Origin of the sequence: Leptotrichia massiliensis (genome assembly GCF_900104625.1) — a bacterium.
Taxonomy (GTDB): domain Bacteria; phylum Fusobacteriota; class Fusobacteriia; order Fusobacteriales; family Leptotrichiaceae; genus Leptotrichia; species Leptotrichia massiliensis.
Window position 1 is genome coordinate 296,311 of sequence record NZ_FNVZ01000005.1, and the last position, 25,628, is coordinate 321,938.

At 27.8% G+C, this 25,628-nt stretch carries 25 protein-coding genes; 13 read left to right on the forward strand and 12 right to left on the reverse strand.

Features of this window, described 5'->3' with window-relative positions; all coding sequences use genetic code 11:
- Positions 1–33: 33 nt before the first annotated feature.
- The 6 genes from BQ5344_RS05385 to proC all read left to right on the forward strand — a co-directional run bounded on the left by BQ5344_RS05385 (position 34) and on the right by proC (position 5,625).
- Positions 34–1,221 carry an efflux RND transporter periplasmic adaptor subunit gene (locus BQ5344_RS05385; RefSeq protein ID WP_235846118.1) on the forward strand — a complete coding sequence of 396 codons (1,188 nt, stop codon included), beginning with the start codon at positions 34–36 and terminating at the stop codon, positions 1,219–1,221.
- Positions 1,208–2,008: a M23 family metallopeptidase gene (locus BQ5344_RS05390; protein ID WP_021769554.1), complete on the forward strand. Its 801-nt coding sequence runs from the start codon at positions 1,208–1,210 to the stop codon at positions 2,006–2,008. The genes BQ5344_RS05385 and BQ5344_RS05390 overlap by 14 nt, the downstream gene beginning before the upstream one ends.
- A gap of 333 nt (positions 2,009–2,341) precedes the next feature.
- Positions 2,342–3,619: a hypothetical protein gene (locus BQ5344_RS05395; protein WP_071124471.1), complete on the forward strand. Its 1,278-nt coding sequence runs from the start codon at positions 2,342–2,344 to the stop codon at positions 3,617–3,619.
- Positions 3,620–3,649: 30 nt separating this feature from the next.
- Positions 3,650–3,919, forward strand: coding sequence for a hypothetical protein (locus BQ5344_RS05400; RefSeq protein ID WP_071124472.1), 270 nt, complete (start codon positions 3,650–3,652; stop codon positions 3,917–3,919).
- A gap of 243 nt (positions 3,920–4,162) precedes the next feature.
- Positions 4,163–4,750, forward strand: a complete 588-nt coding sequence (locus BQ5344_RS05405) for a cob(I)yrinic acid a,c-diamide adenosyltransferase (RefSeq protein ID WP_071124473.1) — start codon at positions 4,163–4,165, stop codon at positions 4,748–4,750.
- A 71-nt stretch (positions 4,751–4,821) separates the two neighbouring features.
- Positions 4,822–5,625 carry a pyrroline-5-carboxylate reductase gene (gene proC / locus BQ5344_RS05410; protein WP_071124474.1) on the forward strand — a complete coding sequence of 268 codons (804 nt, stop codon included), beginning with the start codon at positions 4,822–4,824 and terminating at the stop codon, positions 5,623–5,625.
- 66 nt (positions 5,626–5,691) lie between these two features.
- Here the strand turns inward: proC and BQ5344_RS05415 are convergent, their stop codons facing one another.
- From BQ5344_RS05415 to BQ5344_RS12160, 9 genes are all read right to left on the reverse strand, one after another.
- On the reverse strand, positions 5,692–6,510 hold the full coding sequence (locus BQ5344_RS05415; RefSeq protein ID WP_071124475.1) for an oligoendopeptidase: 819 nt from the start codon (positions 6,508–6,510) through the stop codon (positions 5,692–5,694).
- A gap of 186 nt (positions 6,511–6,696) precedes the next feature.
- Entirely contained in the window at positions 6,697–7,344 is a 648-nt protein-coding gene (locus tag BQ5344_RS05420) for a YiaD family glycine zipper/OmpA-like lipoprotein (protein WP_021768839.1), read from the reverse strand.
- A 714-nt stretch (positions 7,345–8,058) separates the two neighbouring features.
- Positions 8,059–8,337 (reverse strand): hypothetical protein, encoded by a 279-nt coding sequence (locus tag BQ5344_RS05425; protein ID WP_071124476.1) that lies wholly within the window; start codon positions 8,335–8,337, stop codon positions 8,059–8,061.
- 1 nt (position 8,338) lies between these two features.
- Complete coding sequence (locus BQ5344_RS05430; RefSeq protein WP_071124477.1) at positions 8,339–9,091, reverse strand: hypothetical protein; 753 nt, start codon at positions 9,089–9,091, stop codon at positions 8,339–8,341.
- Positions 9,092–9,103: 12 nt separating this feature from the next.
- Positions 9,104–10,603: a dynamin family protein gene (locus tag BQ5344_RS05435; RefSeq protein WP_071124478.1), complete on the reverse strand. Its 1,500-nt coding sequence runs from the start codon at positions 10,601–10,603 to the stop codon at positions 9,104–9,106.
- A gap of 273 nt (positions 10,604–10,876) precedes the next feature.
- A complete protein-coding gene (locus BQ5344_RS05440; RefSeq protein WP_071124479.1) occupies positions 10,877–14,104 on the reverse strand; it encodes an autotransporter outer membrane beta-barrel domain-containing protein in 3,228 nt (1,075 codons plus the stop codon).
- Between the two features lie 241 nt (positions 14,105–14,345).
- Positions 14,346–15,188, reverse strand: a complete 843-nt coding sequence (locus tag BQ5344_RS05445) for a DUF4431 domain-containing protein (RefSeq protein ID WP_071124480.1) — start codon at positions 15,186–15,188, stop codon at positions 14,346–14,348.
- A 312-nt stretch (positions 15,189–15,500) separates the two neighbouring features.
- Positions 15,501–15,749, reverse strand: a complete 249-nt coding sequence (locus BQ5344_RS05450; RefSeq protein WP_071124481.1) for a hypothetical protein — start codon at positions 15,747–15,749, stop codon at positions 15,501–15,503.
- A 49-nt stretch (positions 15,750–15,798) separates the two neighbouring features.
- Complete coding sequence (locus BQ5344_RS12160) at positions 15,799–15,939, reverse strand: hypothetical protein (protein WP_021768842.1); 141 nt, start codon at positions 15,937–15,939, stop codon at positions 15,799–15,801.
- A 342-nt stretch (positions 15,940–16,281) separates the two neighbouring features.
- Here BQ5344_RS12160 and BQ5344_RS05455 point away from each other — a divergent pair, with 342 nt between their 5' ends.
- From BQ5344_RS05455 to BQ5344_RS05480, 6 genes are all read left to right on the forward strand, one after another.
- On the forward strand, positions 16,282–17,259 hold the full coding sequence (locus tag BQ5344_RS05455; protein WP_071124482.1) for a tRNA dihydrouridine synthase: 978 nt from the start codon (positions 16,282–16,284) through the stop codon (positions 17,257–17,259).
- Between the two features lie 99 nt (positions 17,260–17,358).
- Positions 17,359–17,859, forward strand: a complete 501-nt coding sequence (locus BQ5344_RS05460) for a NanQ anomerase/TabA/YiaL family protein (RefSeq protein WP_071124483.1) — start codon at positions 17,359–17,361, stop codon at positions 17,857–17,859.
- Positions 17,860–17,915: 56 nt separating this feature from the next.
- The gene (locus tag BQ5344_RS05465; RefSeq protein WP_071124484.1) at positions 17,916–18,878 is read left to right on the forward strand and encodes a S66 peptidase family protein; all 963 of its coding nucleotides are present in this window, start codon (positions 17,916–17,918) and stop codon (positions 18,876–18,878) included.
- A 51-nt stretch (positions 18,879–18,929) separates the two neighbouring features.
- Complete coding sequence (locus BQ5344_RS05470) at positions 18,930–19,913, forward strand: dipeptidase (RefSeq protein ID WP_071124485.1); 984 nt, start codon at positions 18,930–18,932, stop codon at positions 19,911–19,913.
- A 40-nt stretch (positions 19,914–19,953) separates the two neighbouring features.
- Complete coding sequence (locus BQ5344_RS05475) at positions 19,954–20,682, forward strand: gamma-glutamyl-gamma-aminobutyrate hydrolase family protein (protein ID WP_071124486.1); 729 nt, start codon at positions 19,954–19,956, stop codon at positions 20,680–20,682.
- 130 nt (positions 20,683–20,812) lie between these two features.
- Complete coding sequence (locus tag BQ5344_RS05480; protein ID WP_021768848.1) at positions 20,813–21,004, forward strand: lipoprotein; 192 nt, start codon at positions 20,813–20,815, stop codon at positions 21,002–21,004.
- Positions 21,005–21,143: 139 nt separating this feature from the next.
- Here BQ5344_RS05480 and asnA read toward each other — a convergent pair whose 3' ends face one another.
- The 3 genes from asnA to BQ5344_RS05495 form a co-directional block, all read right to left on the reverse strand.
- Positions 21,144–22,160: an aspartate--ammonia ligase gene (gene asnA, locus BQ5344_RS05485; protein ID WP_071124487.1), complete on the reverse strand. Its 1,017-nt coding sequence runs from the start codon at positions 22,158–22,160 to the stop codon at positions 21,144–21,146.
- 210 nt (positions 22,161–22,370) lie between these two features.
- Positions 22,371–23,120, reverse strand: coding sequence for a class I SAM-dependent methyltransferase (locus BQ5344_RS05490; RefSeq protein WP_071124488.1), 750 nt, complete (start codon positions 23,118–23,120; stop codon positions 22,371–22,373).
- 424 nt (positions 23,121–23,544) lie between these two features.
- Positions 23,545–24,327, reverse strand: coding sequence for a DUF4037 domain-containing protein (locus BQ5344_RS05495; RefSeq protein ID WP_071124489.1), 783 nt, complete (start codon positions 24,325–24,327; stop codon positions 23,545–23,547).
- Between the two features lie 365 nt (positions 24,328–24,692).
- On the opposite strand from BQ5344_RS05495, the gene BQ5344_RS05500 reads away from it, so the two are divergent.
- A complete protein-coding gene (locus BQ5344_RS05500; protein WP_006804637.1) occupies positions 24,693–25,586 on the forward strand; it encodes a LysR family transcriptional regulator in 894 nt (297 codons plus the stop codon).
- Positions 25,587–25,628: the final 42 nt, after the last annotated feature.

Below are 25,628 nucleotides of genomic sequence, written 5' to 3' on the forward strand. Positions count from 1 at the left end.
AAATAATGACTAAATATAAAAAAGGAGAAGACTTTGATAATAAATAAAAAAGATAATATAATCTGGTTACTACCTTGTATTTTAATTTTTGTAATTTTATTAATGGTTGGAATGTGTACTCCGAGAATAAATGAAAAGTATATGGTAGATACTACTAAAAGAGAAACTTTAGAAATATTTACGAAAATGAAAGGTAAAGTTGAAGCTAAAGATTTTGTGTCCATAGGACTTGATGTTCAGTTGCAAGTTGATGATGTTTTTTTTAAGGAAGGTGCTAGGATAAAAAAGGGGGATATTTTAGTTAAATTCAGTGATTATAAAGAAAGAGATTTAAATTCAAAAATGCAGGAGCTTAAACAAAATCTAGCTGTCAAAAATTCACAACTAAGATTTTTGAAAAATCAATATGGTGAAGGAGCAGATACTACAAATGATATAAACAACCTTACTGGAGAAATTAAAGCATTGGAAGGAGAATTGATAAAATTAAACAATGAAAGTGGATTAGTGCGAAGAGCTATAATAAGTCCAATTGATGGCTATATTGTAAAAATAAATGTTTTAAAAGGACAATATGCTGATTCGTTAACTCCAGTAGTAGTTTTAGCAAAAATACAGGATGTCAAGATTGTCAGTGAACCTGTAAGAGAAAATCAGCTACAATATGTTAATGTAGGAAATACAGCAAATATTAGTGTAATAAACAATAATAATTCATATGAAGCCATTTTGTATAAAATAAATAATATAGGTATAGAAAATTTGAAAACATTGGAATTTTTAACTTCAGATTTTAAAGATTTAAGTTTAAATCAGGAAGTAAATATAAGGCTGATTCATCAGAAGAAGGAAAACGTAATAACTGTACCAGTAAATGCTGTAGTTAAACGAAAATCTAAAAATGGAAAAACTGATAAATATTATATTTATTTGATAGATAAAAATAATAAAGTTACTGAAAAAGAAGTTCTGGTTGGTATGAATAATGGAGAGAAAATAGAAATTTCTGGTGAAAATATAAAAGAGGGAATGGAAATAGTAGTAAATCCTAATGATAAAATAAAAAATAATGTAATTGTGAAAAGAATAGACTATAAGCAAATAAAGATAAATAAGGAAAAAGAGCTTGAAAAATTACAAAGAGAAAATGAACAAAAGAAAAAAGATATAGAGAAAAATGAAGCTGAGATAATAAGGTTGAAAAGAAATGAAAAAAAATAATGTTTTAAAAATAGCAGGATATTCAATTGTTTTAATTTTATTTGCATTCTTTATAGGAAAAATTAGTCAAAATGAATACGAAGATGAGGATGATAAAAAGATTTTGGAAATAGAGCAAATTTTAAAGAATAGAGAAGAAAAAAATAATGTAAAAACAAATATTTCTTCTCAAAATGAAAATTTAGAAACATTAATAATAATGGATACAAATTCACAAGCACAAGAAGATATAAAAATGGAAGCTACAGAAAATTACAACACCCTTCAAAATATCCCAAAGGTATTAACAAATAAAAATAACAACAACAAAAATTATTCTGTGAATAAATTAAATATTTCCAAACAAGAAATTACACCAAATTATGAAAGTAACGATAATTATATTTCGGAAAATACAAATGAACTTTTCTGGCCTGTACTATCAACTGAAATAACAAGTAAATATGGAAAAAGAGTACATCCTATATCAAATAAAGAAAAAATTCATAATGGAATTGATATTAAAGCGGTAACAGGAGCTGCCGTAATGTCGTCAGTAGATGGAACAGTAACTTATGCTGGAAGGAATGGAGGATATGGTAATTTCATTGAAGTGAGAAGAAGAGATGGATTAACTGTGAGATACGCTCATTTAAATAAAATAAATACAGCTGTAGGAAATAGTGTAAAAATGGGAGATAAAATAGGAGAGGTAGGAAGTACGGGAGTAAGTACAGGTTCCCATCTTCATTTTGAAGTTTTAAAAGATGGGAACTCAGTTAATCCGATGGATTTTGAATATAGGTAAATAAAAAAATGAAAAGAAATTATCAAGATTTTACTTAATAAGTATTTAATTTGATTTTTAAAATAAAAAAATAATGTTATAAAAAATATATATAAAATAACTGAAAATATGATACAATATATATAAAATATAATAAATATTTTTTTATAAGAAAAATAAATTGAACGTTTTTAGCTAAAATAAAACAAGAATAATGGTAACAAATTGGTAACAAATTAAATTATAAACCCTTTAAAATAAAGCTTTTGAAGGACTTTGGAATGTTCCCGCAAACTGGGCATATTGAGGTAGTGGGATTATTGGAGAAATAAAAAATTTAATGAAAGGAAAAATATGGAAGAAAAAAGATGCATATTTTGTTTTTTAAGCGATAGAAATCAAAAAAAGATGCAGAAATACTCGCAAATTCAAGAAGAAAAATATGAAGATATTTTAATAATATTTAAGAAACTATTTATTAATGATTTTTTAATGTGTTTGTCTGAAAACCACAAATTATGTGAAAAACATTTGAAAATAAGATATATAAATATAATAATTGAAAATTTTAAAAAAATTGAAATTGAAGAAATAGATAATTTTTTTGAAAAATTAATAGAAGTATACAAAAATTGGATTTCTGGAAAAGCATTAGTTGCTATGCAAAGTTTACATCAATTATTAACGGATAAAAATATTTTAAATAAAGAGGAAGTATTTAATTTAAGAAATATGTTATTTTTTAGAGGAAGAGAAAATTTTGGGATACCGTATAATAGATATGATATGTTTCATATACCATATGATAAAAGATATTTAGTAAAAAATCAAAGATTTAGTTTAAGTGGTTATCCTCTATTGTACTTAAATTGTTCAATAAAAGGAGTTAGTCAGGAATTAGAAATAGAGAATAATCAGGATAAATTTGTATTTTCATATTTTCATTTTAAAAATGTAGAGCCAGAAATAGAAAATAGCATTTATTCTTTTACAAATCCTTTTAAAATATTTTTTAATGATAAAAATAAATTTATGAACATGACAGAAGAAAAAACTTATATAAATTCTTACAAAATGGAGAATTTAAAAATTAAAATTTTAAAATTAATATTATCATCTTTTTGTTTATTTGAAAAACGAGTTCAACATAAAAAACAAGAAGAAGAAGGGAAAAGCATTTTTTTTGAAGAATATGTTATTCCTCAAATATTTACACAAATTTTAAAAGTTAATGATTTTTATGGAATTTTTTATCCTTCCACTCGAATAAATGAATTTACGCAATCTAGTTTATATGATGAAAATAATTTTAACTTAGTATATTTTCCAACATATAACTCAGAGAGACATTATGACTATAATTTATTTAAAAATTTAGATATTTCTACACCAATAAACTATGAAATTTTAAATTATAAAATAACTCCAACACTTAAAGATTATGATAAACTTTCGTATACATTTTCTCAGAAAAAAGGAAATAAAAATAGAATTTTTTTTGAATTGTTAATGATATATTTAGATGAGTCAAATAGAAGAAAATTTTATGTTGAAAACAATAATGGTAATGAAATAGAACTTGAAAGAATATTAACATATAATTTTTTACAAAAAAGTATATTAAATTTTTAAGATATCTTATAACAAAAGGAGGAATGAATAATGCAAATAACAATAGAACAAATAAAAAGAAATCTTAGCATAATAAACGATATTTATTCAAATGGTGATAATACTGAAGACAATACTATTGAAATAGATTTTAATAATGAAACGGTAGAACCAGAAGAAATAAAAAAAATATTTTCGAAAATTTACGATTTTCATAAAAAATCTAAAAAAGAATTAATTATAAAAAATAATTCAGAAGAGAATTATCAAGAAATATTAGATATATTTTTATTGAAAAAATTAGAAGATCTAAAAAAATAATTCTCGTATTTCTAATCACTAGCTTATTAAGCAAAAATTATCCTTATGTTAGTTTGTAATCTTAATTTTAGAGAATTTATTAAAAATAACTAAAAGTTTGGAAAATAAAAGAAAGTGAGTTTTTAATACAGAAGGTTTTTGGTAGTTATCAGAATGCATATTGGCTGAGATTGGATTTATTGTTGAGTGAAATTGATTAAGAGAAAAGAGAAAAATTTATACAAATAAAGGAAGTTGATATTTATGAAAATATACACAAAATATGGTGATGAAGGTTTTACAAGACTTTATGGAGGACAAAGAGTCAGCAAGACTCACGTTAGAGTAGAAGCATATGGAACAATGGATGAAGTTTGTTCATTACTAGGAGTAATTATTGCTGAAATTCGTGAAGATGAAAAGCTGAATGATGTACTCGGAAAGATACGTGAAGAATGTGAAAATATACAGCAGCAGCTTTTTGACTGCGGAAGTGACCTTGCGACTCCTGATGGATTACGAGAGTACAAGCAAACAATTGATGATGTAAAATGGCTTGAGGAAAGAATGGATGAATATATTCCACAATTGCCTAAATTAGAATGTTTTGTAATTCCTGGAGGAAGCAGAATGTCAAGCATGTTTCATCTTATGCGGACAAGTACTCGTAGCTTGGAACGAAAAATGATTGCTGTAATTGAAGCGAATGAAGGAATAAATAAAGTTGGACTTCAATATATCAATAGACTTTCTGACTATTTCTTTGTAGTAGCATGCCTTACAAATCTAAAATTAGGAAATAACGAAACTATCTATAAAAGAAGTGCAAAAATTTTTAGAAATAGCAAATAGTGTGTATTTAAATTAGAATTTTAAAATTTCTAGAATAATTTTTTTAATATCATAATAAGGAGAAAAATTTAATGAAATTAGGAATTATTGGAGCAGGAAATATGGGAAGCTCTATATTGAAAGGCGTTACATCTTCAAACTTTCTTGAAAATAAAAATATAGCCATTTTTGATTTAAACAAGGAAAAAATTGAAGAATTATCAAAAGAGTATCGAATAAAAAAAGGAGAAAATGAAAATGAACTTGCAAAAGAAAGCGATATTCTAATTCTTTCTGTAAAACCAAACATTATCCCTAAAGTATTGGATAAAATAAAAGATGATTTGTCAGAAAAAACGATTGTTTTATCAATTGCTGCTGGAATTAGCATTGATTTTATTGAAAATATTATTGGAACTGATAAAAAAGTTATTAGAACTATGCCAAACACACCTGCTCAAGTGATGGAAGGAATGACGGCAGTTTCTTTTAATCAGAACATTCAGGAAAATGAAAAAAGTATGATTTTTAAATTACTAAATAGTTTTGGAAAAAGTATTGAAATTGAGGAAAAACTTATGCATGCCTATACAGGAATTAGCGGCTCTTTACCAGCGTATGTTTACGTATTTATGGAGGCTCTTGCGGATGGCGGGGTATTGGAAGGGATGCCAAGAGACAAGGCTTACGAAATCATTGCTCAAACAGTTTTGGGCTCAGCTAAAATGATGCTTGAAACAAAAAAACATCCAGGAATTTTAAAAGATGAGGTAACTTCTCCAGGAGGAACTACAATTGCCGCTTTGAAAGTGCTGGAAGATGGTAAATTTAGAGGAACTGTAATGGAAGCCGTTAAGGCTTGTACAGAAAAGTCTAAAGAAATGGCAGGGGAGTAAAATCCCCTCTTTTGCTATATTTATAAATATTCTAAGACTAAACCCATTTAAATAATGAATTTACTTTTACATAATCTGATATTTTTCCACATATTTTAATTTATTATTTATCCAATATTCTAGCTGATTTTCAGCCGGATTTACACGGAATTCAAGATTATGTTTTGTCATGTCAACAAATAAAGAGTTAACCTTTTGATAAATAGTTAAATAATGTTTTCCTTTTTTATCCATAGCCACTACTTTTCCATTTTCAACTGAAAACGTATATTGAATACTGTTATAATCACGATTTGGGCTCCACACCAAACTTTTATCGCCAGCAGTTTTTATATAAAATGCCGAATTTGTCGGAATAAATGCCAAGTTTAACCAATTTAGTCCTTTACTGTCAATTCCTCCAGAAATTACCTTGTTCCCATAAGCAGTTATTTTATATTCTCCTGTTCCTACATTTTTTACTCCTGCAAAAACCATTCCTAGTGATTTTAGTTCAGCTTTTTCAAAATTTACATTATCTTTGTAGTTTAGAAAAAAATCATTTGCAGAATATTTTATAATTTTAGATTGATCCGTTATTTTTCCCTTTTTATTTATTTTTATAATTTTAAAATCTTTTTTCAAAGTATCAGATAAAAATTCATAAACATTGACTGCAGCATATCTTGAAGGCATAAAAGCCAGATAGTTTCCTACATTTAGCTGAACAGGATATTTATCCCCATTTCCTGATATTATTCTATAGCTTATATAATCGGGGTTATTTGACATTCTAAATGAAAATTTTTCAAAATTGTTAAAACTTTCTTTATTTCCAGCGTTTAATGTGAAACTTAGTAAAATAGCGATTAACAGCATAAATTTTAATAATATATTTTTTTTCATAAAAATCTCCTAAATTTATAGTAATTTTAGTTTAAAACGAGAGTAAGAAGTTAGACTCATCTATAAAGTTATTTTTTTTATATATTTTTTTCAATCTCAAAAAGACTAACTATCATTTTAAAACTTCGTAAAAAAAGGAGTTAATTCAAAATTTAATTTGAAAAAACCCCTAAAAATTTTTAAAGATTATTGTTGATTTGCGATTATAGCAATTTCTACTCTTCTGTTTTGAGCTCTTCCAGCTTCTGTCGAATTACTTGCGATTGGTTGTTTGCTTCCATACCCACGTGAAGTTATTCTTGAGCTTGAAATACCTTGTGACTCAAGGTAAGATTCTACTGAATTTGCACGATTTACAGAAAGTGGATTGTTAATTGCATCATTTCCTGTTGTGTCTGTGTGTCCTGATACTACGATTGTTGAATCAGGGTAAGTCTTTAATACAGTTGCTACTGAATCTAGTGTATTTCTAAATTGTGGTTTAATTACATAACTGTTTATATCAAAAGTAATATTTTCAGGTGCTGTTAATTTAATTTCACCTTCTCCAGTTCTTTTTACGTCTACTCCAGTTCCTTTTAATTTATTTCTTAATTCTTTTTCTTGTCTATCAAAAATATTTCCAATAGCTGCTCCAACTGCAGCTCCTCCAGCTGTACCAATTAATGTACCTTTTGTATCTTTTCCTATAGCCTGTCCGATTACAGCTCCCGCAGCCGCTCCAATTCCTGCACCGATTCCAGTTTTGCTAACTTTTCTCGTTCCATCAGTAGCAGTTGTACAAGAAACTACTGTTAATAATGATAACAGAATAATTGCTAATACTTTTTTCATATTGACTCCTCCTTAATAAGAAAATATTTATTTTCAATATATTGTACTATATTATTCTATTATTTAAGTTTATTTTCACTTTGAAAATGTTGTATTTAAATGTGTTTGATATGCTTCAATGTATAGAAATTTTCTTAACTTTTTAGTATTACATAAATTGCAATATGTGTCCAAAATGATTCCATAGTCAGGTACAGGCTCTCTCTTGAAGAAATTCACGGCGAAGTTGACACAGTTTGTATTTAATTAATGAAGTAATAAGATTGGGAATAGACTACATTCATAACTCCTTTGAGGAAATTGAGCCTATGCTAGCAAAGCCTATAGAGGACAGTCAATTATTAAAGTTATAAAATCCGGTATAGATGGTAGAGCATTATTAATTGGAGTAGGAGACATAACAAGTGCTGATAAAATATTTGAAACTAGCAAATATCTAGATTTATTAGCATTAGCTTTGTTAATAATAGACACTGACACAAAAAATAAAATATCCGAAGGCAAAGAAAATAGAATAACATTAGATTTGTTAATAAAAGAAAGAGATAAATAATTTTAAAAATAGAGGGTGTCTCATAAAGTACAAAATTTATATTGATTATATATTTTATTATTTTTATAGAATCAATCAAAGATACTATTTTTGATTTTCCTAAATATATAATATTCATGTTAATTAAAATTATTTTGACTTATGAGACACCTTTTTTGAAATTAGTAGTTATCATTTTTTATATCGTTCAGTAAGTTTTTGTGTTCTTTTAATAAATCTTTTAAAAGTAATTGATTTACAATTTTATAAATTTTTTTTATGTCTGAATTATATGATTTTTCTAATTTTGAATATTTTTTCAATATTTGTTTTATTTCAGTTATTTCATTTTTTATGTCTTTTTGATTTTTCAAAATATCATCTAATTTTTTATTTATTTTCTTGCCTTCATTTTTTGGAAAAAATAAAAATTCTCCCATTAGTTCTTTTCTGCTTCTCAATTTATTCACCACCTAAATTTAAAATTTTTCCCAATAAATTTATTTCATTCAACAAATTTCCATAATAATTTTTTAACTGTGTTCTTTCATTGTCATCTTTTTCTAAACTTGCTAATATTTTCTCTGTTTCATTCTTAGAAGTCATCAAAGTATTTTTTCTATTTGTCATGTATTCTGAAAGTTTTCCAGAAATAAAATTTTGCTGTTCTTTTGTAAAATCAGATAATTCACATAGCAATGTATTATTTGCCTTTGTAACAGTATCTACTGCTAAGTCTCTTAATTTGTCATTTTTTTTATTCCCTTTGTCAAGTTTAAGAATATCTAGCAATTTATTATTATTTAACGAAAAAGTATTGGATATTTGTTTTGAATATATTTTATTTAGGCTTTTATTTATATTTTTAGTATTACTTTTAAAACTTTCAAATACAAAATTATCTATTATTGGTTTGTCTGATGCTTTGTTAATTTCAGAAAGTTTTTCTTCTATTGTGTAAAAATTTGCTTTTATTATATTTTGTGCTAATTTATCATATTCTTCTGCTTCTTTACTATATCCTTGTATACATTTTTCCAACAATTCATTTACTTTTTTAGTTTCATCAACGGTTGCTGTGCTTGAATTATAACTTGGGGTATCACCTAAATTAAATATTTTTTCAGCTAACCACCCTATTACTCTACCTGTACCGCCAAACAACAATCCTCCAACCGCTTTGAGAGCTCCTCCAATTGCAGACCAAAATCCCATAATTTCTCCTCCTTATTTATCTATTTTAATTTTCTTAATACCTTTTTCTAACTCTTTAAAATTATTTTCAAGTTTCCCAAAGTCTAAATTGAAACTGTCTGTTGTTTCTTTTATTTTTTGTTCAAGGCTGGCATTTATTTTTTCAAGTTCTTCAATTTTACGTCTTTCTTCTTCCACTTTTTTATTCAGTTCTTCAGAAGTTCTTTCTAAGTCGTCTTTTTTCTCAGTTAAAATATTTTTGTAATTATTTCTAAAATTGTTTATTTCTTCTACTAAAATTTTATATTGTTCAACAAAGTCTGTAATCATTGAGTTATTAAAATCTTGAAGTAATTCATTTTGTATAATTTTATTAACTTTCTCAATTTGTGAAAAGTCGATAATTCTTTTTTTCAATTCTACCAGCATTTCTTCTGTATATTTATTTTCTGCTATCAAATCAATAATTTTGCCTGCTTCATCAAAATTTATTAATTTTTTATTTGTTAATTTTAAAATAGTCTCACGGTTAAAAGTGTCATTTAATTTTAATGCTTCTGAATATGCAAAAGAACTTATTCCCAACAAATGGTTAATTGCTGTTGATGTATTTCCGTAGCATTCTTCTTTTTTTAGAATATCAATCCACAAGGCTCTTTGTTCTTTCCAATCCTCAATAGAATTCATAATGTCAATTTGAGTCCCTAAAATATAAACTTTATCTTTTTTGTATCTTGCTTTTGAAAATACTTTTGTAATTGTTAAAAATTCTTCATTTCGTAATGTTTTTGCATTTACACATACAATTATAGCATTAGCATTATCAATGTAGTCTCTTGTTATTTTTGAACGGTAATCTATAACATCATTTAGTCCAGGAGTATCTACTAAACATATTTGAGGTGGCAATTTTAAATCATTTATACCAATTTCAAGTTCTTTAACAAAGTAATGTTCCTTATGCCTTGAAGAAGTCCAACGTGAAATTTCTTTTTTCATTTCTTCAATACTGTCAAATTCTTCGTATATATCTTTTTTATTAAGTAATGAATTTTTAACTTCATCAGCATTTAGTTGGTTATATTCCTCAATAAATGTCGTAGCTTTTTTTTCAACAGCATTATTCCAAATTTTATCCCAATCATTTTTTGTATAAAATTTTATTTTTAGACAATTTTTTTCAGAATATTTAAATTTTGTTAATGTTGCAGTTTCTGGAGTTACATTTGTACTTGCAAGTTCATGTCCAATAAGAGCATTTATTAAAGTTGATTTTCCAGCCTTTATTGCTCCAACAATCGCTATTTGATAACTTGGATTTTTTATATTTTCGATATAATCGTTTATTCTGTTATTAATTGATTCAAAAAATGAAGTTTCTTCTTTAAAAAATTCTTCCTTGCTCAAATTATTGAGCACAGTTTTTGATAAAACAATATTTTTCGCATAATCATTAAGCATATCGTTCCAATGTATTTGTATTAGTTTAGCACTATTATCTTTTACAAATTTTTCTAATTCCAATTTTATCATCCTTTCTTAGTGATCTCTTATATTTTCTTTGATTTTTATTATATCATATAATTTACATAAAGTCATATACAATATATATATATATATATAATTAATATATTTTGTAAATGATTGAGTTTTAAAAATATATAAGAAAAATATCTATATTTAATGAAATTAAAGTAAGTAATGTATAAAATACCCAAAAAAGACAAATCTAATTTAAAAATTTTCACATAAAAAACAGGAACAAATTTTTCTCTGTCCCTGTTTTAAAATCAAATATAAAATAAATTAGAATGAAACACCAAGTCCTACACCAACGTGTGAATTTTTATCTTTCGTATCATATCCACCATTTACTGTGAAATTAAAGTTTCCTGCTTCAAATCCTACTTTTACGTCGCTCTTGAAGTTTCCACGTCTTTCGTATTTTGCACCTTTTAAGTTAATTTTAGTGCTTGTGTTCGTAAATTTAGCTTCGTTTGCCTTGCTTTCAACTTTTCCTAGTTCATGTTCATAACCAAGTCCTAAAGATGCCTTGAATTTAGTATTTTCTGTAATTGGAGCGGAATATCCAACTTCAACTCCTGCAGATGGTTTTACAGAATAGTAATTGCTTCCTTTAACTTCCATATTTAAAGTTCCATCTTTTTCCTTAATTTTTGAAAATTTACCATAACCAAGTTTTAGACCAGCGTAAGGTTTAATTGTAACATTTTCTCCAACTTGGAAAGTTTTTCCTAATTCGTTCTTAATTGCAAATCCGTAAGCATTGTAGTTAGCTTTGTTTTCATAAACATTATTTCCGATTACAAATCTTCTCTTCATATCGTTTTTGGAAACAAATCCATCTCCGCTTAAAGTCCATTCAAGATTATTTAAGTCAAATGTCTTGTAAGCACCTAATTTAAACATTGTTACATTTTCTTTTGATTTTCCACTGTCTTTAAATTTGAAGTTATTAATAACTGTTCCAGCATAAATTCCCTGTTTTGCATCAGCATTGTTGAATAAGTATGAAATTCCGTAAGCTGAACTGTTTGAATCTGCTAATTCTGGCGTTCTTGCCTCATGTTTATCCCTGTTAAAGAAAGTAGAAACATGATGTCCAGATTTATCAGCATTTTCTTTTTGTAAAGCAGAAAGTTTGCTGTCTAAAATATTATCAGTCTGTGCGATTCTCTGCTGAACATTGATATATTGATTTCCATTAATTTCACGGTAAGTTCTTGCTAATGCTTTCCTGTCGCTCAATGTATTTAAGTAGTTGAATACTTGCTTATCTTTTGAATCTGCCGCAGTTCCAGTATATTTTTCATCCAGCCCGTTAGCCACTTCTGCAGTTGTTTCACTATCTGCAAATTTTGCATAGGATTGTTTTTTCAAAGTAACTTTTTCTACTTTGTTATTTTTTATTTCTGAATCAGCTTCCCATACTAAAGAACCTGTCTTTACATTCCAGTTTGCAATATTGCTTGATTGAATAGATTTATTAAATGGATCAAGCACATCATTTCCAACAGTTACTTCAGTAGCATTAGTTTTTTCAGTAGCTTCTGCACCGATTAATAAATCTGCACTTTGTAATCCTAAGTTTGAAAGACCTTCAATTGGTTTTGTTTTTCCTAATGTGTCTACGTAAACTCCCAAATCTCCGTTGATTGGTTTTGTTTTGTTTGAGAGAACTTTAATAGTTCTTGTGTTGTCTACACGGTCTCTTACGGCACCGCCACTAACTTCTATATCTCCATAATTCTTAATTATTCCGCCAGCAACAACAATTCCCGCACCGCCAGCAGATTCAATGTGGATTTTACCATTATTTGTGAATTCAGAATCTTTTCCTACAACTACACCAATTGCATCTTTTGGAGTACCAACAGTTGTTATCGTACCCCTGTTTGTACCTTTAGAACCATTTGCCAAGTACATTCCGATACCGCCATCTTCAGTGATGCTGATAGTTCCTTTGTTTTCTAAAGTGTTTCCGTTGATTCCTGCCATACCGATTGAATCTTTACCGATTTCTATAATTCCGTTATTTATCATTTTTGCATTTGGATTATCGCTGTACATTCCCATGCTTGGGTTGTTTCTGTCAGATGAATCACCTATTCTGATTTTTCCAGTAGAACCAAAATATTTTTGATTTTCTACATTATAGGCACCATCTCCGCCAGCGTAGATTCCGATTGACTTATCTCCATAAAGATTAATTTCCCCAACACTTCCAATTACGTCTTGTGGAGTATCTGAAGCTGCAGGATCTTTTTTCTGGTTACGGACATTTGACCACATTCCGATTACATTAGGTGCTGTACTTTCAATTTTTCCATTGCTTAAATTTGTAATAAATCCTTTGTTATCAAAGTAAGGCTTGTCCATATACATTCCTGTAGAATTTTCCCCGAGCAGAATATCTCCGTCGTTTCTTGCAGAATTGTGCGGAATAGGAGCAGAAGGTCCAAGTAGTCCATAGTCAAATTCAGATTCTGCACTCCAGTAAATCGCAACAGAGTTTTTACCAACAGAAATTTTTCCACGGTTATCAAAGTTTGATGCAGTACCGTATGCTCCGATTGAGTTGCTACCTTTCATATCGATAGTACCACGGTTATAATTCATATCGTTTGGAACAAATTCATATTCAAATCCATACAATCCTTTAATTCCAATTTGATTGTCTTTTGTTCCAGTAATTGTTTTACCAGAATTAATAGTGAAAGTAGAATTTGTAACATCTACTTTATTATACAAGTCGTTAGGGTCATCCAAGTTTACATCCTTGTCTACAAAAAGTCTGGAATTATCAAATTTAACTAATTTATAGCCAGTACCATTAATTGTTGGTCTTTGATTTGCAGGAATTTTGGCAAGAAGATTTGAAACATCAGTTTTAGACAATTCTACCTCAACACCTTTAAGTACGAACAAATATGAATTAGGCTCCATATTGAATGTCAATTTATCAGCATTATTTATAAGTTTTGTAAAATAATGCTTAACGGCTTCCTGAGGATCTGTAAAAAAGTGTGTGTTTCCGCTGTAAACGCTATTTCCTTCAAAAAATGCCATTGCTCCTCCACCTGCTTTTACATCCATTGTTGTTGGAACAGCTATAGTAAGCGGTTTTGTAGCTGAACGGCTCAGGTAAAATCCAACTTCCCTGTCTTTAACTTCATAATGATTCCTACTGGCAGTTTTAGGTGCGTCCAGTTTTTCTCCAGCAATGTTATATGCAAAAATGTCTAATTCTGAATTAGGAATTGCACCAAGATTTATTTTTGGAAATCTTGCATTTGGACTTAATGATGGTGCTGTAGGATTTGGAGCAGCTGGGTTAGCTGGAGAACTTGGATTGGTAACCGATGAGTTTCCGATACCCCCGTTATTTCCGCCAGTTCTAGTGCTTCCACCAATACCTCTTTTCCCTATACCAGTCGTTGTATTATTACTTGTACAACTCAATAAAGCAATTAATGAAATTGTAAGTAACATTAATTTTTTATTTTTTTTCATAATAATCCTCTCCTTTAAAGAATATATATAACAAAATTATTAAACAGTAAATAAAATTCTGTTTCATATTACATTTTTATTGTAGCTTATATTTTATGAAAAGTCAATACCAAATTATATATTTTTTTAAAGTAATTGAATTTCTGTTTTTGAAATAGGTTGTTAAATTATTCGAATTCCTTAAATGTAGGAAATAAAAAAGCTGTCTTACTTTAAATAAAACAGCTAATTTTTCTATTTATTAATTTAAAATTTTAACTTCAGAAACAGAAATTAAAACAGGTGTAAAATGATGTCCTGTATGAGAATGGTAAAATGAACCTGTAACTTGAATACGTTTACCGTAAGCATTGTGTGATTTTAAATAGTTTATGTGTTCTTCTGAGGGAGCCATTTGAATTATGCTTTGGTTGGTTTCTGTTTCATTAAATTCGTCCTCTCCATTTGTGACTACTGTAATTGGTGAACTTAATTTTAAAACATACGGTTTTTGAATTCCCGTTTCTGTTTCAAATTCCTTAATTCCAAAAGTTCCGACAATTGTAACTGGCTCATCATATTTGTATGTAGATTTATTAGGATTTTCAGAAGCATGTTTTTGTTTATTTTCAACATTTTTATCAGAAATCAAATCACTTTCCAATATGAGTTTCCACTCACCATTTACATTTTCAAAAACAAGATAGGAAGGGTATTCTTTTGTATCTTTTTTAGTTGTAACTTCCTTTACAAATTCAGCTTTTGCTTGCTTATTGGAAATCTGAGTAACAGTAATATCTCCTTTTATTTTTTGTCCATAAACAGGATTGTTTGCAAAAAATTTCTTTTGGTCTGAAATATAGTATGCTTTAGTAACAGAGGACTGATAATATTCAATTTTATCACCTAAAATTTTTTCTAAGGTATCGAAGTCAGCATTACTTGAGGCTTCGTTCCAGATATTAACCATTTTTTTAATTTGTTCTTCGCTTGTTTCTTTCTTTTGTATAGGCTTTTCGATGGTAGATGAGGAAATGTTATTTTCTTTTTTTTTACATGACAATAAAGATAGAAGTATTGCTAGTAATAATAAAATTTTTTTCATCCATTGCTCCTTTCATGATTAAATTTTTATTGAAATCAATAATCTTAAAGTTGTTAAATAGTTAAAAAATTTTTAGTTTATAAAATTATTAGTATTTTTTCTATTATATTCATTATACTATGATTTTTATAAATGTCAAATTTTAGCTTTACTTAATTTCAAAGGAAGTAATAAAGTTCTTTAACAAATCCTTTTATAATGTTCAAAAATAAAAAACACTCAGAGAGTAGTTTTTTAAGTTATTTCTCCAAGTGCTTTTTAATTTTATTTCTTACAAGGGTTTTCTATAACATCATTTTATAAATTTTTTATTTAGTCAACGAATTCAGCATCTTCTAAATATAAATTGTTATAACCATTTCCATAAAATTCAACTGTATAAGTATAACCTTCTTCAAGTCTATCAAAAATACCATCTGTAAATGTGAAATATTTACCTGAATCTAAACTTCTACATCTTGAATATCTAGAATTAACATCTGTAACTCTGCATTGTACAACATATCTTGAAAATCCTAATACTCCACATACCAAAAAGATTCCTAAAATCAATTTTTTCATCTTAAATCACTCCTTGTTTATTTTTTTAAATTTTCTTGATTTAACAATATTAATAATATCCGCTATCTATTAGTGCTCCTGTAACAGCTCCTTCTACTCCGCCAAAAGCTGCTCCTAAAAGTGTCGCACAACTTGTACAGCTCAACATAAGAACCAAAGCTAATAGAAATAATTTGATTTTTGCTTTCATAACTATTTTTTCCTCCTGTTATAATGCATCTAATAACTTTATTTCTTTTTACAACATAATTATACAACATAATTTTTCAAATGTCAACATTTTTTTATAAAAATATTTTACGTTTTTAAAAAAAGTAATAAAATAACCGTTTTTATATCTGGAATATAAAAAATAATTATTTATGAATACTTTATAATTCTTCAAAATCTAATTGAGAATAATAAAATCTACTTAAAATTTGAAAATGTACTAGAATTATTAAGTTTAGCCTGTTATATAAAAAAACTGTTTTTAGTTTGATTTTTAAAGAGTTTAAGTGTATAATATAAAATAAAAAAAGTAGGAGAAAAAATGAAAATATATACTGCCCCAATGGCTGGTACTACAGATTATTCCTTTAGAAAGATACTTGAAAAATTTGATCCAGATTTTTTGTTCACAGAAATGGTAAATGCTAATTTATTAAATCGTGAAGATGATACTACAATAAATGAACTTTTAAAATGTGATGATAAACAGCGAACTGGAACACAAATTTTTGGTGGAGATAAGGATGAATTGATTTCAGGGATTTTAAAGTTGAAAAATTTTGGATTTAAAAAAATTAATATAAATATGGGATGTCCACAGCCTAAGATTATAAAAAACAGAGCAGGTTCAGCACTTCTTGAAAACCCTGACTTAGTTGATCAGGTTCTTTTGGAAACGCAAAATATTGGTGCTGAAATTTCGATAAAAATACGTGTTGGCTATAAAGATTTTGACAATCCTGAAATATTTTTGAATTTGGCAAATAAGCATAATCTTGATTTTATCTGTGTGCATGGACGGACTCAAAAGCAAATGTATTCTGGAACTGCCAACTGGGAAATTGTTGAAAAACTAAGCAAAATGCCAAGAAATATAGATTTTTTTGGAAACGGCGATTTATTTGAGCCTTCTGAAATACAGCAAAAAATAGCTTCCTGCAACCTTGACGGTATAATACTTTCACGAGGAATAATCGGTAATCCTTGGCTAATTCCACAAACAAGGGAATTTCTGAATATTGGTAAAATAAACACAATTCAAACTTTTGATGAAACAAAATCACTTGTTTTGGAACATTTACAAAATATCGTCAAAAATAAAGGGGAAATGAAGGCTGTGCTTGAAATAAATAAATTTTTACATCCATATTTTCAAAAATTTTGGGATAAAAATTTGAATAGAAATACTGAAATTACTCTAATTGAAAACTTTTATGATGAAAATTTAAAAAGTAAAATTGATAAAATTATTTTGGAAAAAGAAATTATGAAAAAGATAAAAATGATTGAAATGTTGTAAATAAAGTTTTAAATAAGTTTTTTTATTGAAATTCTTAATAAAAAAGGGTATAATCACAGTTAAGAATTAGCTGTGATTTTTTAAAGGAGAGTGTAAAAAATGATTTTTACAAATATGAATGATGAAGTGCAAAACAAAAGTTTGGCAAAGGATATTCAATTTTGTATTGAATATGCGAAAAGAAATGGAAATAAAATTTTATCACTTGTACATGGAAGTTATGATGTAGGATATAATGATATTAAAATGAATGTAGGAAAATATTTTACAAAACAAGAAAATGAGAAAATTTGGGAAAGTCACAAAAAATATTTGGACGTACAAATCATGATTAATGGAACTGAAAAAGTTGCAATTAGTAATATTCGTAATATGGAAGTTAAGAGCTTTGATTCGGAAAAGGATTTAGTAATTTTGGAAGGTGAAAAAGAATTTGATTTAGTAATGAGAACAGGAGATGTACTCGTATTTTTTCCAAATGATGTGCATAAGCCTGAACTTAATATTTCTGAAACTGATAATTCTGGAAGTATAAGAAAAATCGTTACAAAGGTTGTTTTTAAAATTGAAATTGACAAAATAAGAATGTTCAATAAATAATAAACACAGTTAAGTATAAAGATATAAAGTTGAAAAAAATAAAAAGGAGTTTAAGGATGAATTTTCCAGAACCATTGAAGCAAGGAGATAAAGTTTTTTTAGTATGTACTTCTTCACCTATTTTTGCAGAAGATATTGAAAAATGTAAGGAAACTATGAAAAACTTAGGTTTTGAGCCAGTATTAGGGGAGAGCCTTTTTGAGAATATTGGAGGATATATGGCGGGAACGCCTGAAATTAGGGTAAAGGATTTACATAGGGCTTTTTCTGATGATGAAATTAAAGGAATTTTTTGTGTGAAGGGCGGATTTAGTGCTTCGCAACTTTTGGATAAGCTGGACTACGAATTGATAAAGAAAAATCCTAAAGTTTTTGTGGGTTATAGCGATGTTACAAATTTGAGTATTTCTTTTAATCAGAAGTGTAATTTGGGAGTTTTTCACGGTCCTATGGTAAAATCGAATATGTTTAATGATTTTAATGAGTTTACAAAAAAATCTTTTTTTAATGCCTTGGATAAGAAAAAAGATGAAAAATGGTTATTTGAAAATCCAATAGATGAAAAAACTGGAACAGAAAAAGAAACTTCACTTCTGTATAAAAAGGATTTTGAAAATAAAAAAATAAACGGCGAATTAACTGGTGGAAATCTTTCAATAATTGTTACAACTTTAGGAACAGATTATGAAATTGATACAAAAGGAAAAATATTTTTTATTGAGGAAATCGAAGAAGAAATAAGCAGAATTGACAGAATGATGACACATTTGAAATATGCTGGAAAATTTGAAGATTGTAATGCGGTTTTGTTAGGTAATTTTGCGGGCTGTGAAAATACTTATGGGGAAAATTATGAGTTAATGGACTTTTTAAAGGATTTTTTCAAGGATTATGAAAAGCCTGTAATTTATGGACTTGAAAGTGGACATGAAAAGCCTGACTTGGTAACAATACCGATGGGAGCAAAATGTACTTTGAAGATTAATGAAAATATAAATGAAATTTATTTTGAAAAATAGAAGTACAGAAAATAGTATAAATAAATTTACATAGAAAGAAGGAAAAAATCAATGTTTTTTGATATGCATGCAGATGTGTGGACAGATAATTTTTGGGAATATCAGAAGGGAAATAAAGATGTTATTAGAAATAAATATAAAGAAAAATTCTTAAAAGGAGGGCTTTTTGGAGGAATTTTTGTTATTTATTTGAATGTGAATGAAGTGGAGAATGCTGAAGAATATTTTTTTGCAGATTTGCGAGCAATGACTGAGGAATTGTATCACGCAAGAGATTTGATAAAGGTTATAAAAGAGCCATCTGATTTTAAAATTTTTGAAAATTGGGAAAATGTTAAGAAAGAAGATAAAAAGTTTGGAGTTATGCTTGGGATAGAAGGGCTTCCAGGGATTGGAGATAAACTTGATTATATTTATTTATTAAATCAGCTTGGTGTGAGACATATTGGAATGACTTGGAATGAAACAAACGCTTTTGCAACAGGGCAGAGCGGAGATAAAAACAGGGGATTGACTTCACTTGGAATTGATGCTGTGAGAATAATCAATGAATTGGGAATCCTGCTTGATGTTTCACATGCCAATGATAAAACATTCTGGGATATTGCCAAACATTCTAAAAAGCCTTTTTTTGCTTCACATTCTAATGCCAGAAGCCTTTGTCCGTCAATGAGAAACTTAACTGACGATCAAATTTTGTGTATTGGTGAACGAGGGGGAATGGTTGGAATGAACAGTTACCATAATTTTGTCAGTCAGAATGAAAATGAGAAAAATTTGGAAATGCTTTTAAATCATTTAGAGTATGTAGCTGAAAAAATTGGACTGGATAAAGTTGGATTTGGACTTGACTTTGCAGAGTATTATACTCCAGAAGGAGAAGAAGCTGATGGACTTCTTGGTCTTCACGATGTTACAGAGTTAGGCAATGTGAAGAAAGCATTAAAAAAAAGAGGATATTCCGAAAATGAGATTGAGATGGTAACTTATAAAAATTTTATTGACTTTTTTGGAAGAGTGAGAAATTTTAAATAAAAAATAATAGCAAAAGTTAGAAAAGAAAGGAATTTAATAAATGAACAATAAAAGAAAACCAATTATAGGAATTACTACTTCGCTGGAATTAAATTCGAACAGACTAAATGATCACAAGACAATAGTTTCTGTGGATTACAGTAAAGCCGTTATAAATGCTGGAGGAATACCATTTATTTTACCAATAACAGAAAATATGGAAGTTATAAGGGAACAAATTCAGCATTTAGATGGTCTTTTACTTTCTGGAGGAGGAGATCCTGATCCGATTTTATATGGAGAGGACTGTCTGCAGGAAGTTGGGAGCATTACGCCAGAGCGGGATAAATTTGAACTTACAATTTTGGATGAGTTTATGAAAACTGGAAAGCCTATTTTTGGGATTTGCCGTGGATTGCAAATTGCAAATATCTATTTTGGCGGAAGTTTGTATCAAGATGTAAAATATATAGACACAACTGTCAATCATATGCAAAAGTGGCTTCCTGACTTGCCTACACACGATATAAATATTGAAAAAGACAATATTTTATTCGAAATTTTTGGTGAAAAAACAAGAATTAATTCTTATCATCATCAAATGATAAAAGATTTGGGAAATAATTTGACTTCTATTGCAAAAGCGAATGATGGTATAATAGAAGCTTTTCAAAACAAAAATCATAAATTCTTTTACGCAGTACAATGGCATCCTGAAATGATGGCAGTTCGTGGCAATGAGAAAATGCAAGAGATTTTTGATAAATTTATTGAAAGTTGTGGAAAATAGAAAATATTTTAAAATTAAAATTATATAATGGAATTCTAATCAAAAAAAAAAACGAGAATAAAAGCATATTATTAAAAATATCTGGTATAATTTTAATAACTAAAATATTTTAAAGGAAGTGTAAAAAGGTATGAAAAACTTGATTAAAATTTTAACAGTAATTTTGCTGGGATTAAGTTTGACTGGATGTGAATTGTTTGATCCAAGAGAGTGGCAAAAAGCTACAGAGTATCGAAGAGAAAGAGGTATACACTGTTATAAGCAATATGGAAATGTTCGTTGTGAGGATAAAGATGGAAATGACGTAACGTATGGAATGTAAAAAAATATTGAAAGGAATGTTATTAAGAAATATATGTGCAGGACAGAGGAATAGTATTATTAGCATAATATATTTAATAAAAAAGTGAAAAACTAAAATTAATTAGTAATTCACTTTTTTTCATTTCAGATTTTTTATTTTAGTACCATAAAAGATTAATTCCATTTTCTTTACATTCTTTTACGATTTCAGGAGTCCAAACTGAAGCCTGAACTTCCCCAATGTGAGCTTTTTGTAATAAAAACATGCAAATTCTTGACTGACCGATTCCTCCGCCTATTGTCAATGGCAATTCATCATTTAAAAGCATTTTATGAAAATCAAAAGTTTTTCTTTCTTCCAAGTTCAGTTCCTTCAATTGACGTTCCAGAGCTGTTTTGTCTACACGGATTCCCATTGACGATAATTCTAACGAGCTGTCAAGAATTGGATTCCACATAATCAAATCTCCGTTTAATTCCCAATCATCATAGTCTGGAGCACGTCCATCGTGTTTTTCTCCTGATTCTAGCACTTTTCCAATTTGCATAATGAAAATTGCACCTTTTTCTTTTGCAAACTTGTCTTCTCTTTCATTTGGAGTCAATTCAGGATATAAATTTTCCAGTTCTTGTGAAGTAATGAATGTTACTTCCTTTGGTAAAAATTTTTCAAATTTATTGAATTTGTCTGTCAATTCTTTTTCTGCATTTAAAAAGACTTGATATATTTTTTTTACAGTGTCCTTTAGAAAGTCCAAATTTCGGTCTTCTTTTGAAATAACTTTTTCCCAGTCCCACTGATCCACATAAATTGAATGTGTATTATCCAGATCTTCATCTCTTCTAATGGCATTCATATCTGTGTAAATCCCTTTTCCAGCCTCTACCCCATATTGTTTCAGTGCTATTCTTTTCCATTTTGCAAGTGAATGCACAATTTCCAATGTTGTGTCTGGCATTTCCAGCATTTCAAAAGCCACAGGACGTTCAACGCCATTTAAGTTATCGTTAATTCCTGCTGACTTTCTAACGAACATAGGTGCAGAAATTCTTGTTAAGTCCAATGCTTTCGCAAGCTCTCTCTCAAAACAGTCTTTTGCCACTTTTATAGCAATTTCTGTTTCCATAATCCCGTATTTTGGATTATAATTTTTTGGAATTATAATACTTGACATATACTCTCCTTCTTTCACAGTTTTTTTATTCTACCTGTAAATGTTATCAAAATTCTTATTTATTGTCAAATTTTTTATTTTTCTTAAAAAGAATATTTATAAATACTCAGATAAAAGATTTTTTTAACTTAAATTGCAATATTAATTGTGCCAATTTTTTCTAAAACAACACCTCTTATCTTAAAGTTGAGAATGAAAATACTGTTTTATCTATTTTCTGAATGTAATACAATAAAATCTGTTATTCCATAAAAAGTCTGTCTTCTTTTCTTTTACACTTTCAGGTATGCATTCCTGAATTTCACTTAAATCAAAATCTGTATTCCTGTAGTAATTTTTTGTAAAAATACTTTTCTTATATTGAGTTCCGATAAAATCTGCGGTTTCATCTGCTATCATTATTTTTGAACCAGGTTTTGATACACGAATCATTTCTTTTATAGCCAGAGCCTTATCAGTAAAAAAATTAATTCCTCCTACATGAAAAACAATATCAAAAACATTGTCCTTAAAAGGTAAATCTTCTGCACAGCAATTTACTAGTGTGAGATTTGTTTTTTTTCTCCAAATTGAATGACATTTTTTTAACATACCACGGGAAATGTCTATACCTGTAAAATCTAAAGATTTTAAATCAACATTCTGTGGAATAAAATTTAAATCCTTTCCAGTACCGATGGAAACGTACAAAACAGAAATACAATTTTTCCATTCCAGATGTTCCATAAGATTTTTTCTCATTTCAGAAATTGTATTCCCATATCTGAGCAGTCCTATCCATTTTTCACCAAAATCATACCAGAATGATAATTTATCATACATATTCATATATTTTTTATTATCTCCTGAAAGATAATCCCTGTTTACATATGAAAAAATTTTTTCTTCTCCTTTTAAGCTTTCAATATTGATATTTTCTTTCAATTTTTTCAGAAATTTTTCCTCATCGGTTCTTATCATAGTGCTCTCCTTTAATTTTTTATTGTATAAATTAAATATATTTATAGTGAATTTTTTTTAAATTAAGTAGATGATTACTATATAAATAAAAAAATAGATATTATTTTTAAATTTTGTTTTAAAACATTATGATTATATTATTTTTATTCTAAATTACAATATTAAATGATCAAACGAGCTGGGATTAGTGCATAACACTATCACCTAAACATTTAACTCATAAACATGTAAAGCATATAGGAATAACTGTTATTACGATGTGAAAGGGACGATAACTGATACTCTTTATGCTTAAAAAAAGGAAAAATCTAAAATAAAGTTACCCTTTTATTAATTTAACTGAATAATTTAGATATAAATTGAAATTGTTTTAGTTTGTCAAATAAATATTAGGCTGTTTGTAATAAAAAAACTATTTAAAAATTTAGTGAGAAATCTTTTTTATATTATTTACAATATTTTCTATATCATTCATTAATAAAGATTGATTTTCTTCTGAATACATATGTGAAAAAAGAGAATTTAGATTTTCTTCAAAGTTTTCAGGCAAGATTTTGCATTGTTTTTTGCAAAGTTGAATTAAACGTTTTTCACCAGGGTGTGTTATCTCGTTTATTGCGAATAATAAGTCAAAATATGAAGCTAGAAATTCTGTTATTCTGTGATTTATACTGACAAAATCTTTTCTTGAAATTGCTTTTTTTATTTGGTTTGGGTATGCTGGCATTGAAGAGTCTATTAATTCCAGCTGTCTTTTTATGATGTTTTCTTTTAGCTGTTTTGGGTAATTTATGGTATATTTGTTTTTGTATTTTTCAAGAGTCCCGTTTTTATCATATAAAATTTTGCAAGTAATTAGATTGTGCCACATGCAAGTTGTGTAAGAATTGCTTGGGTGATATTCAGCAACAACCCTTTCGATACCTTTCATAAAATCTTTCATGTCTCGGTAAAGAATATCTATTTCGATTCCGTTATTTAGGACACAATTATCTTCGTATTCCCAAAAGCTGTTTCCAATTTCCATATAACTGCAGAATTTTTGTAGAATATTTTTTCTTTTTTCTTCACTAATTGCGGAATTTACATAAAGATACACATCGTAATCTGATTTTTCATCATAATTTTCTCCCGCTCGTGAGCCTCCTAATGTAATTGCTTCAACTTCTTCCAATAAAGACAGTTCTTTAAATAATTGTTCTACCATTTTTCCTCCTAGTTTTAAAAATTTAATTATGTTAATGTTTGTATTCTATCATTAAATATTAGATTTTTCTATAATTTTTTGATAGATAGAAATAATTAAAACGTATTTTGAAATTATTATTTTACTTTAAGATATTTACAACAAAACAAAAATAATTTGATTGTCAAAATAAATAATAATATAATATTTATGCATTTTAAAACAAGTATTTAAAGTTTTGAATAAAATATTTTCAAAAAAATCTAATCATTAAACAAAGTAATTTTTAAATGAATTCTTTCATTCTTCAATGTTTTATTTACTAGACAAAAATATATGTATGAGTTATAATAGTACAAAGAATATATGATTGGAGAGAAATAAGTGTGGATGTACATCATTTAAAAATTTTCTTTGAGGCGTGCAAGGAAAAGAGTTTTACGAAAGCTGCAAAAAATTTATTTATAAGTCAATCTGCGGTATCAATACAAATAAAAAAACTGGAAACAAAACTTGGAATCCAGCTTATTGAAAGAAATTCTAAAAATTTTAGATTGACTTTTGCGGGAAAAGAGCTTTATCGGATGTCAAAGGATGTTTTTGACAAGATTTTGCGAGTGGAAAAGGAAATGGAAAAAATTTCGCATTATGGCAAAGGGAAAATTTGCATAGGGGCAACTCATAATATTGGAGAGCCTGTATTGCCAAGAATTATGGTGGAATTTAAGAAACATAATCCTGAAATTGAATTTGATTTGTATATCAAAAATCGTGAATCCCTTGTAAAACATCTGAAAGAAGGAACAGTTGACATTGCTTTAATGGAGGAATATTTCATTGAAGATAAAGAAATAAAAGTTATTGAAACTGAGGAATATCCTTTTGTCGTTGTGGCAGGGAAAAAAATATCAGATTACAATGAATTAAAGGAAATGCAGCTGTTAAAGCGGGATACTGTATTGACAAGCAAATACTTGGATTTATTTGAAAAAATAATAGGATTTAATTTTGAAAACAGAATTGTCATAAATGGAAGTATCGAAACGATGAAAAACCTTATAAAAAGTGGTCTTGGTTTTGCCGTTCTGCCATATTACAGCGTTTATGAGGAAATCGAAAAAGGCACATTAAAAGTAATTCATAACTTTGAAAAATCTGAAGATAAGTTTCAAATTGCTTATATTCGTGAAAATGGGGAAAAACCTGGAATTTCCAAATTTGTGAAATTTGTGAAGGATTACAAAATTACACCAGCGTTATTTTCAGTAAAAAATAAATAGTAATTTAAACAGATAATTTATAAATAAATTTTAGGAGGAAAA

What these genes read in the sequence shown, in the direction of transcription:
- BQ5344_RS05390 (WP_021769554.1), top strand. Translation starts at nt 1,208, where the DNA reads ATGAAAAAAAATAATGTTTTAAAAATAGCAGGATATTCAATTGTTTTA.
- BQ5344_RS05395 (WP_071124471.1), top strand. Translation starts at nt 2,342, where the DNA reads ATGGAAGAAAAAAGATGCATATTTTGTTTTTTAAGCGATAGAAATCAA.
- BQ5344_RS05400 (WP_071124472.1), top strand. Translation starts at nt 3,650, where the DNA reads ATGCAAATAACAATAGAACAAATAAAAAGAAATCTTAGCATAATAAAC.
- BQ5344_RS05405 (WP_071124473.1), top strand. Translation starts at nt 4,163, where the DNA reads ATGAAAATATACACAAAATATGGTGATGAAGGTTTTACAAGACTTTAT.
- proC (WP_071124474.1), top strand. Translation starts at nt 4,822, where the DNA reads ATGAAATTAGGAATTATTGGAGCAGGAAATATGGGAAGCTCTATATTG.
- BQ5344_RS05415 (WP_071124475.1), bottom strand. Translation starts at nt 6,510, where the DNA reads ATGAAAAAAAATATATTATTAAAATTTATGCTGTTAATCGCTATTTTA.
- BQ5344_RS05420 (WP_021768839.1), bottom strand. Translation starts at nt 7,344, where the DNA reads ATGAAAAAAGTATTAGCAATTATTCTGTTATCATTATTAACAGTAGTT.
- BQ5344_RS05430 (WP_071124477.1), bottom strand. Translation starts at nt 9,091, where the DNA reads ATGGGATTTTGGTCTGCAATTGGAGGAGCTCTCAAAGCGGTTGGAGGA.
- BQ5344_RS05435 (WP_071124478.1), bottom strand. Translation starts at nt 10,603, where the DNA reads ATGATAAAATTGGAATTAGAAAAATTTGTAAAAGATAATAGTGCTAAA.
- BQ5344_RS05440 (WP_071124479.1), bottom strand. Translation starts at nt 14,104, where the DNA reads ATGAAAAAAAATAAAAAATTAATGTTACTTACAATTTCATTAATTGCT.
- BQ5344_RS05445 (WP_071124480.1), bottom strand. Translation starts at nt 15,188, where the DNA reads ATGAAAAAAATTTTATTATTACTAGCAATACTTCTATCTTTATTGTCA.
- BQ5344_RS05450 (WP_071124481.1), bottom strand. Translation starts at nt 15,749, where the DNA reads ATGAAAAAATTGATTTTAGGAATCTTTTTGGTATGTGGAGTATTAGGA.
- BQ5344_RS12160 (WP_021768842.1), bottom strand. Translation starts at nt 15,939, where the DNA reads ATGAAAGCAAAAATCAAATTATTTCTATTAGCTTTGGTTCTTATGTTG.
- BQ5344_RS05455 (WP_071124482.1), top strand. Translation starts at nt 16,282, where the DNA reads ATGAAAATATATACTGCCCCAATGGCTGGTACTACAGATTATTCCTTT.
- BQ5344_RS05460 (WP_071124483.1), top strand. Translation starts at nt 17,359, where the DNA reads ATGATTTTTACAAATATGAATGATGAAGTGCAAAACAAAAGTTTGGCA.
- BQ5344_RS05465 (WP_071124484.1), top strand. Translation starts at nt 17,916, where the DNA reads ATGAATTTTCCAGAACCATTGAAGCAAGGAGATAAAGTTTTTTTAGTA.
- BQ5344_RS05470 (WP_071124485.1), top strand. Translation starts at nt 18,930, where the DNA reads ATGTTTTTTGATATGCATGCAGATGTGTGGACAGATAATTTTTGGGAA.
- BQ5344_RS05475 (WP_071124486.1), top strand. Translation starts at nt 19,954, where the DNA reads ATGAACAATAAAAGAAAACCAATTATAGGAATTACTACTTCGCTGGAA.
- BQ5344_RS05480 (WP_021768848.1), top strand. Translation starts at nt 20,813, where the DNA reads ATGAAAAACTTGATTAAAATTTTAACAGTAATTTTGCTGGGATTAAGT.
- asnA (WP_071124487.1), bottom strand. Translation starts at nt 22,160, where the DNA reads ATGTCAAGTATTATAATTCCAAAAAATTATAATCCAAAATACGGGATT.
- BQ5344_RS05490 (WP_071124488.1), bottom strand. Translation starts at nt 23,120, where the DNA reads ATGATAAGAACCGATGAGGAAAAATTTCTGAAAAAATTGAAAGAAAAT.
- BQ5344_RS05495 (WP_071124489.1), bottom strand. Translation starts at nt 24,327, where the DNA reads ATGGTAGAACAATTATTTAAAGAACTGTCTTTATTGGAAGAAGTTGAA.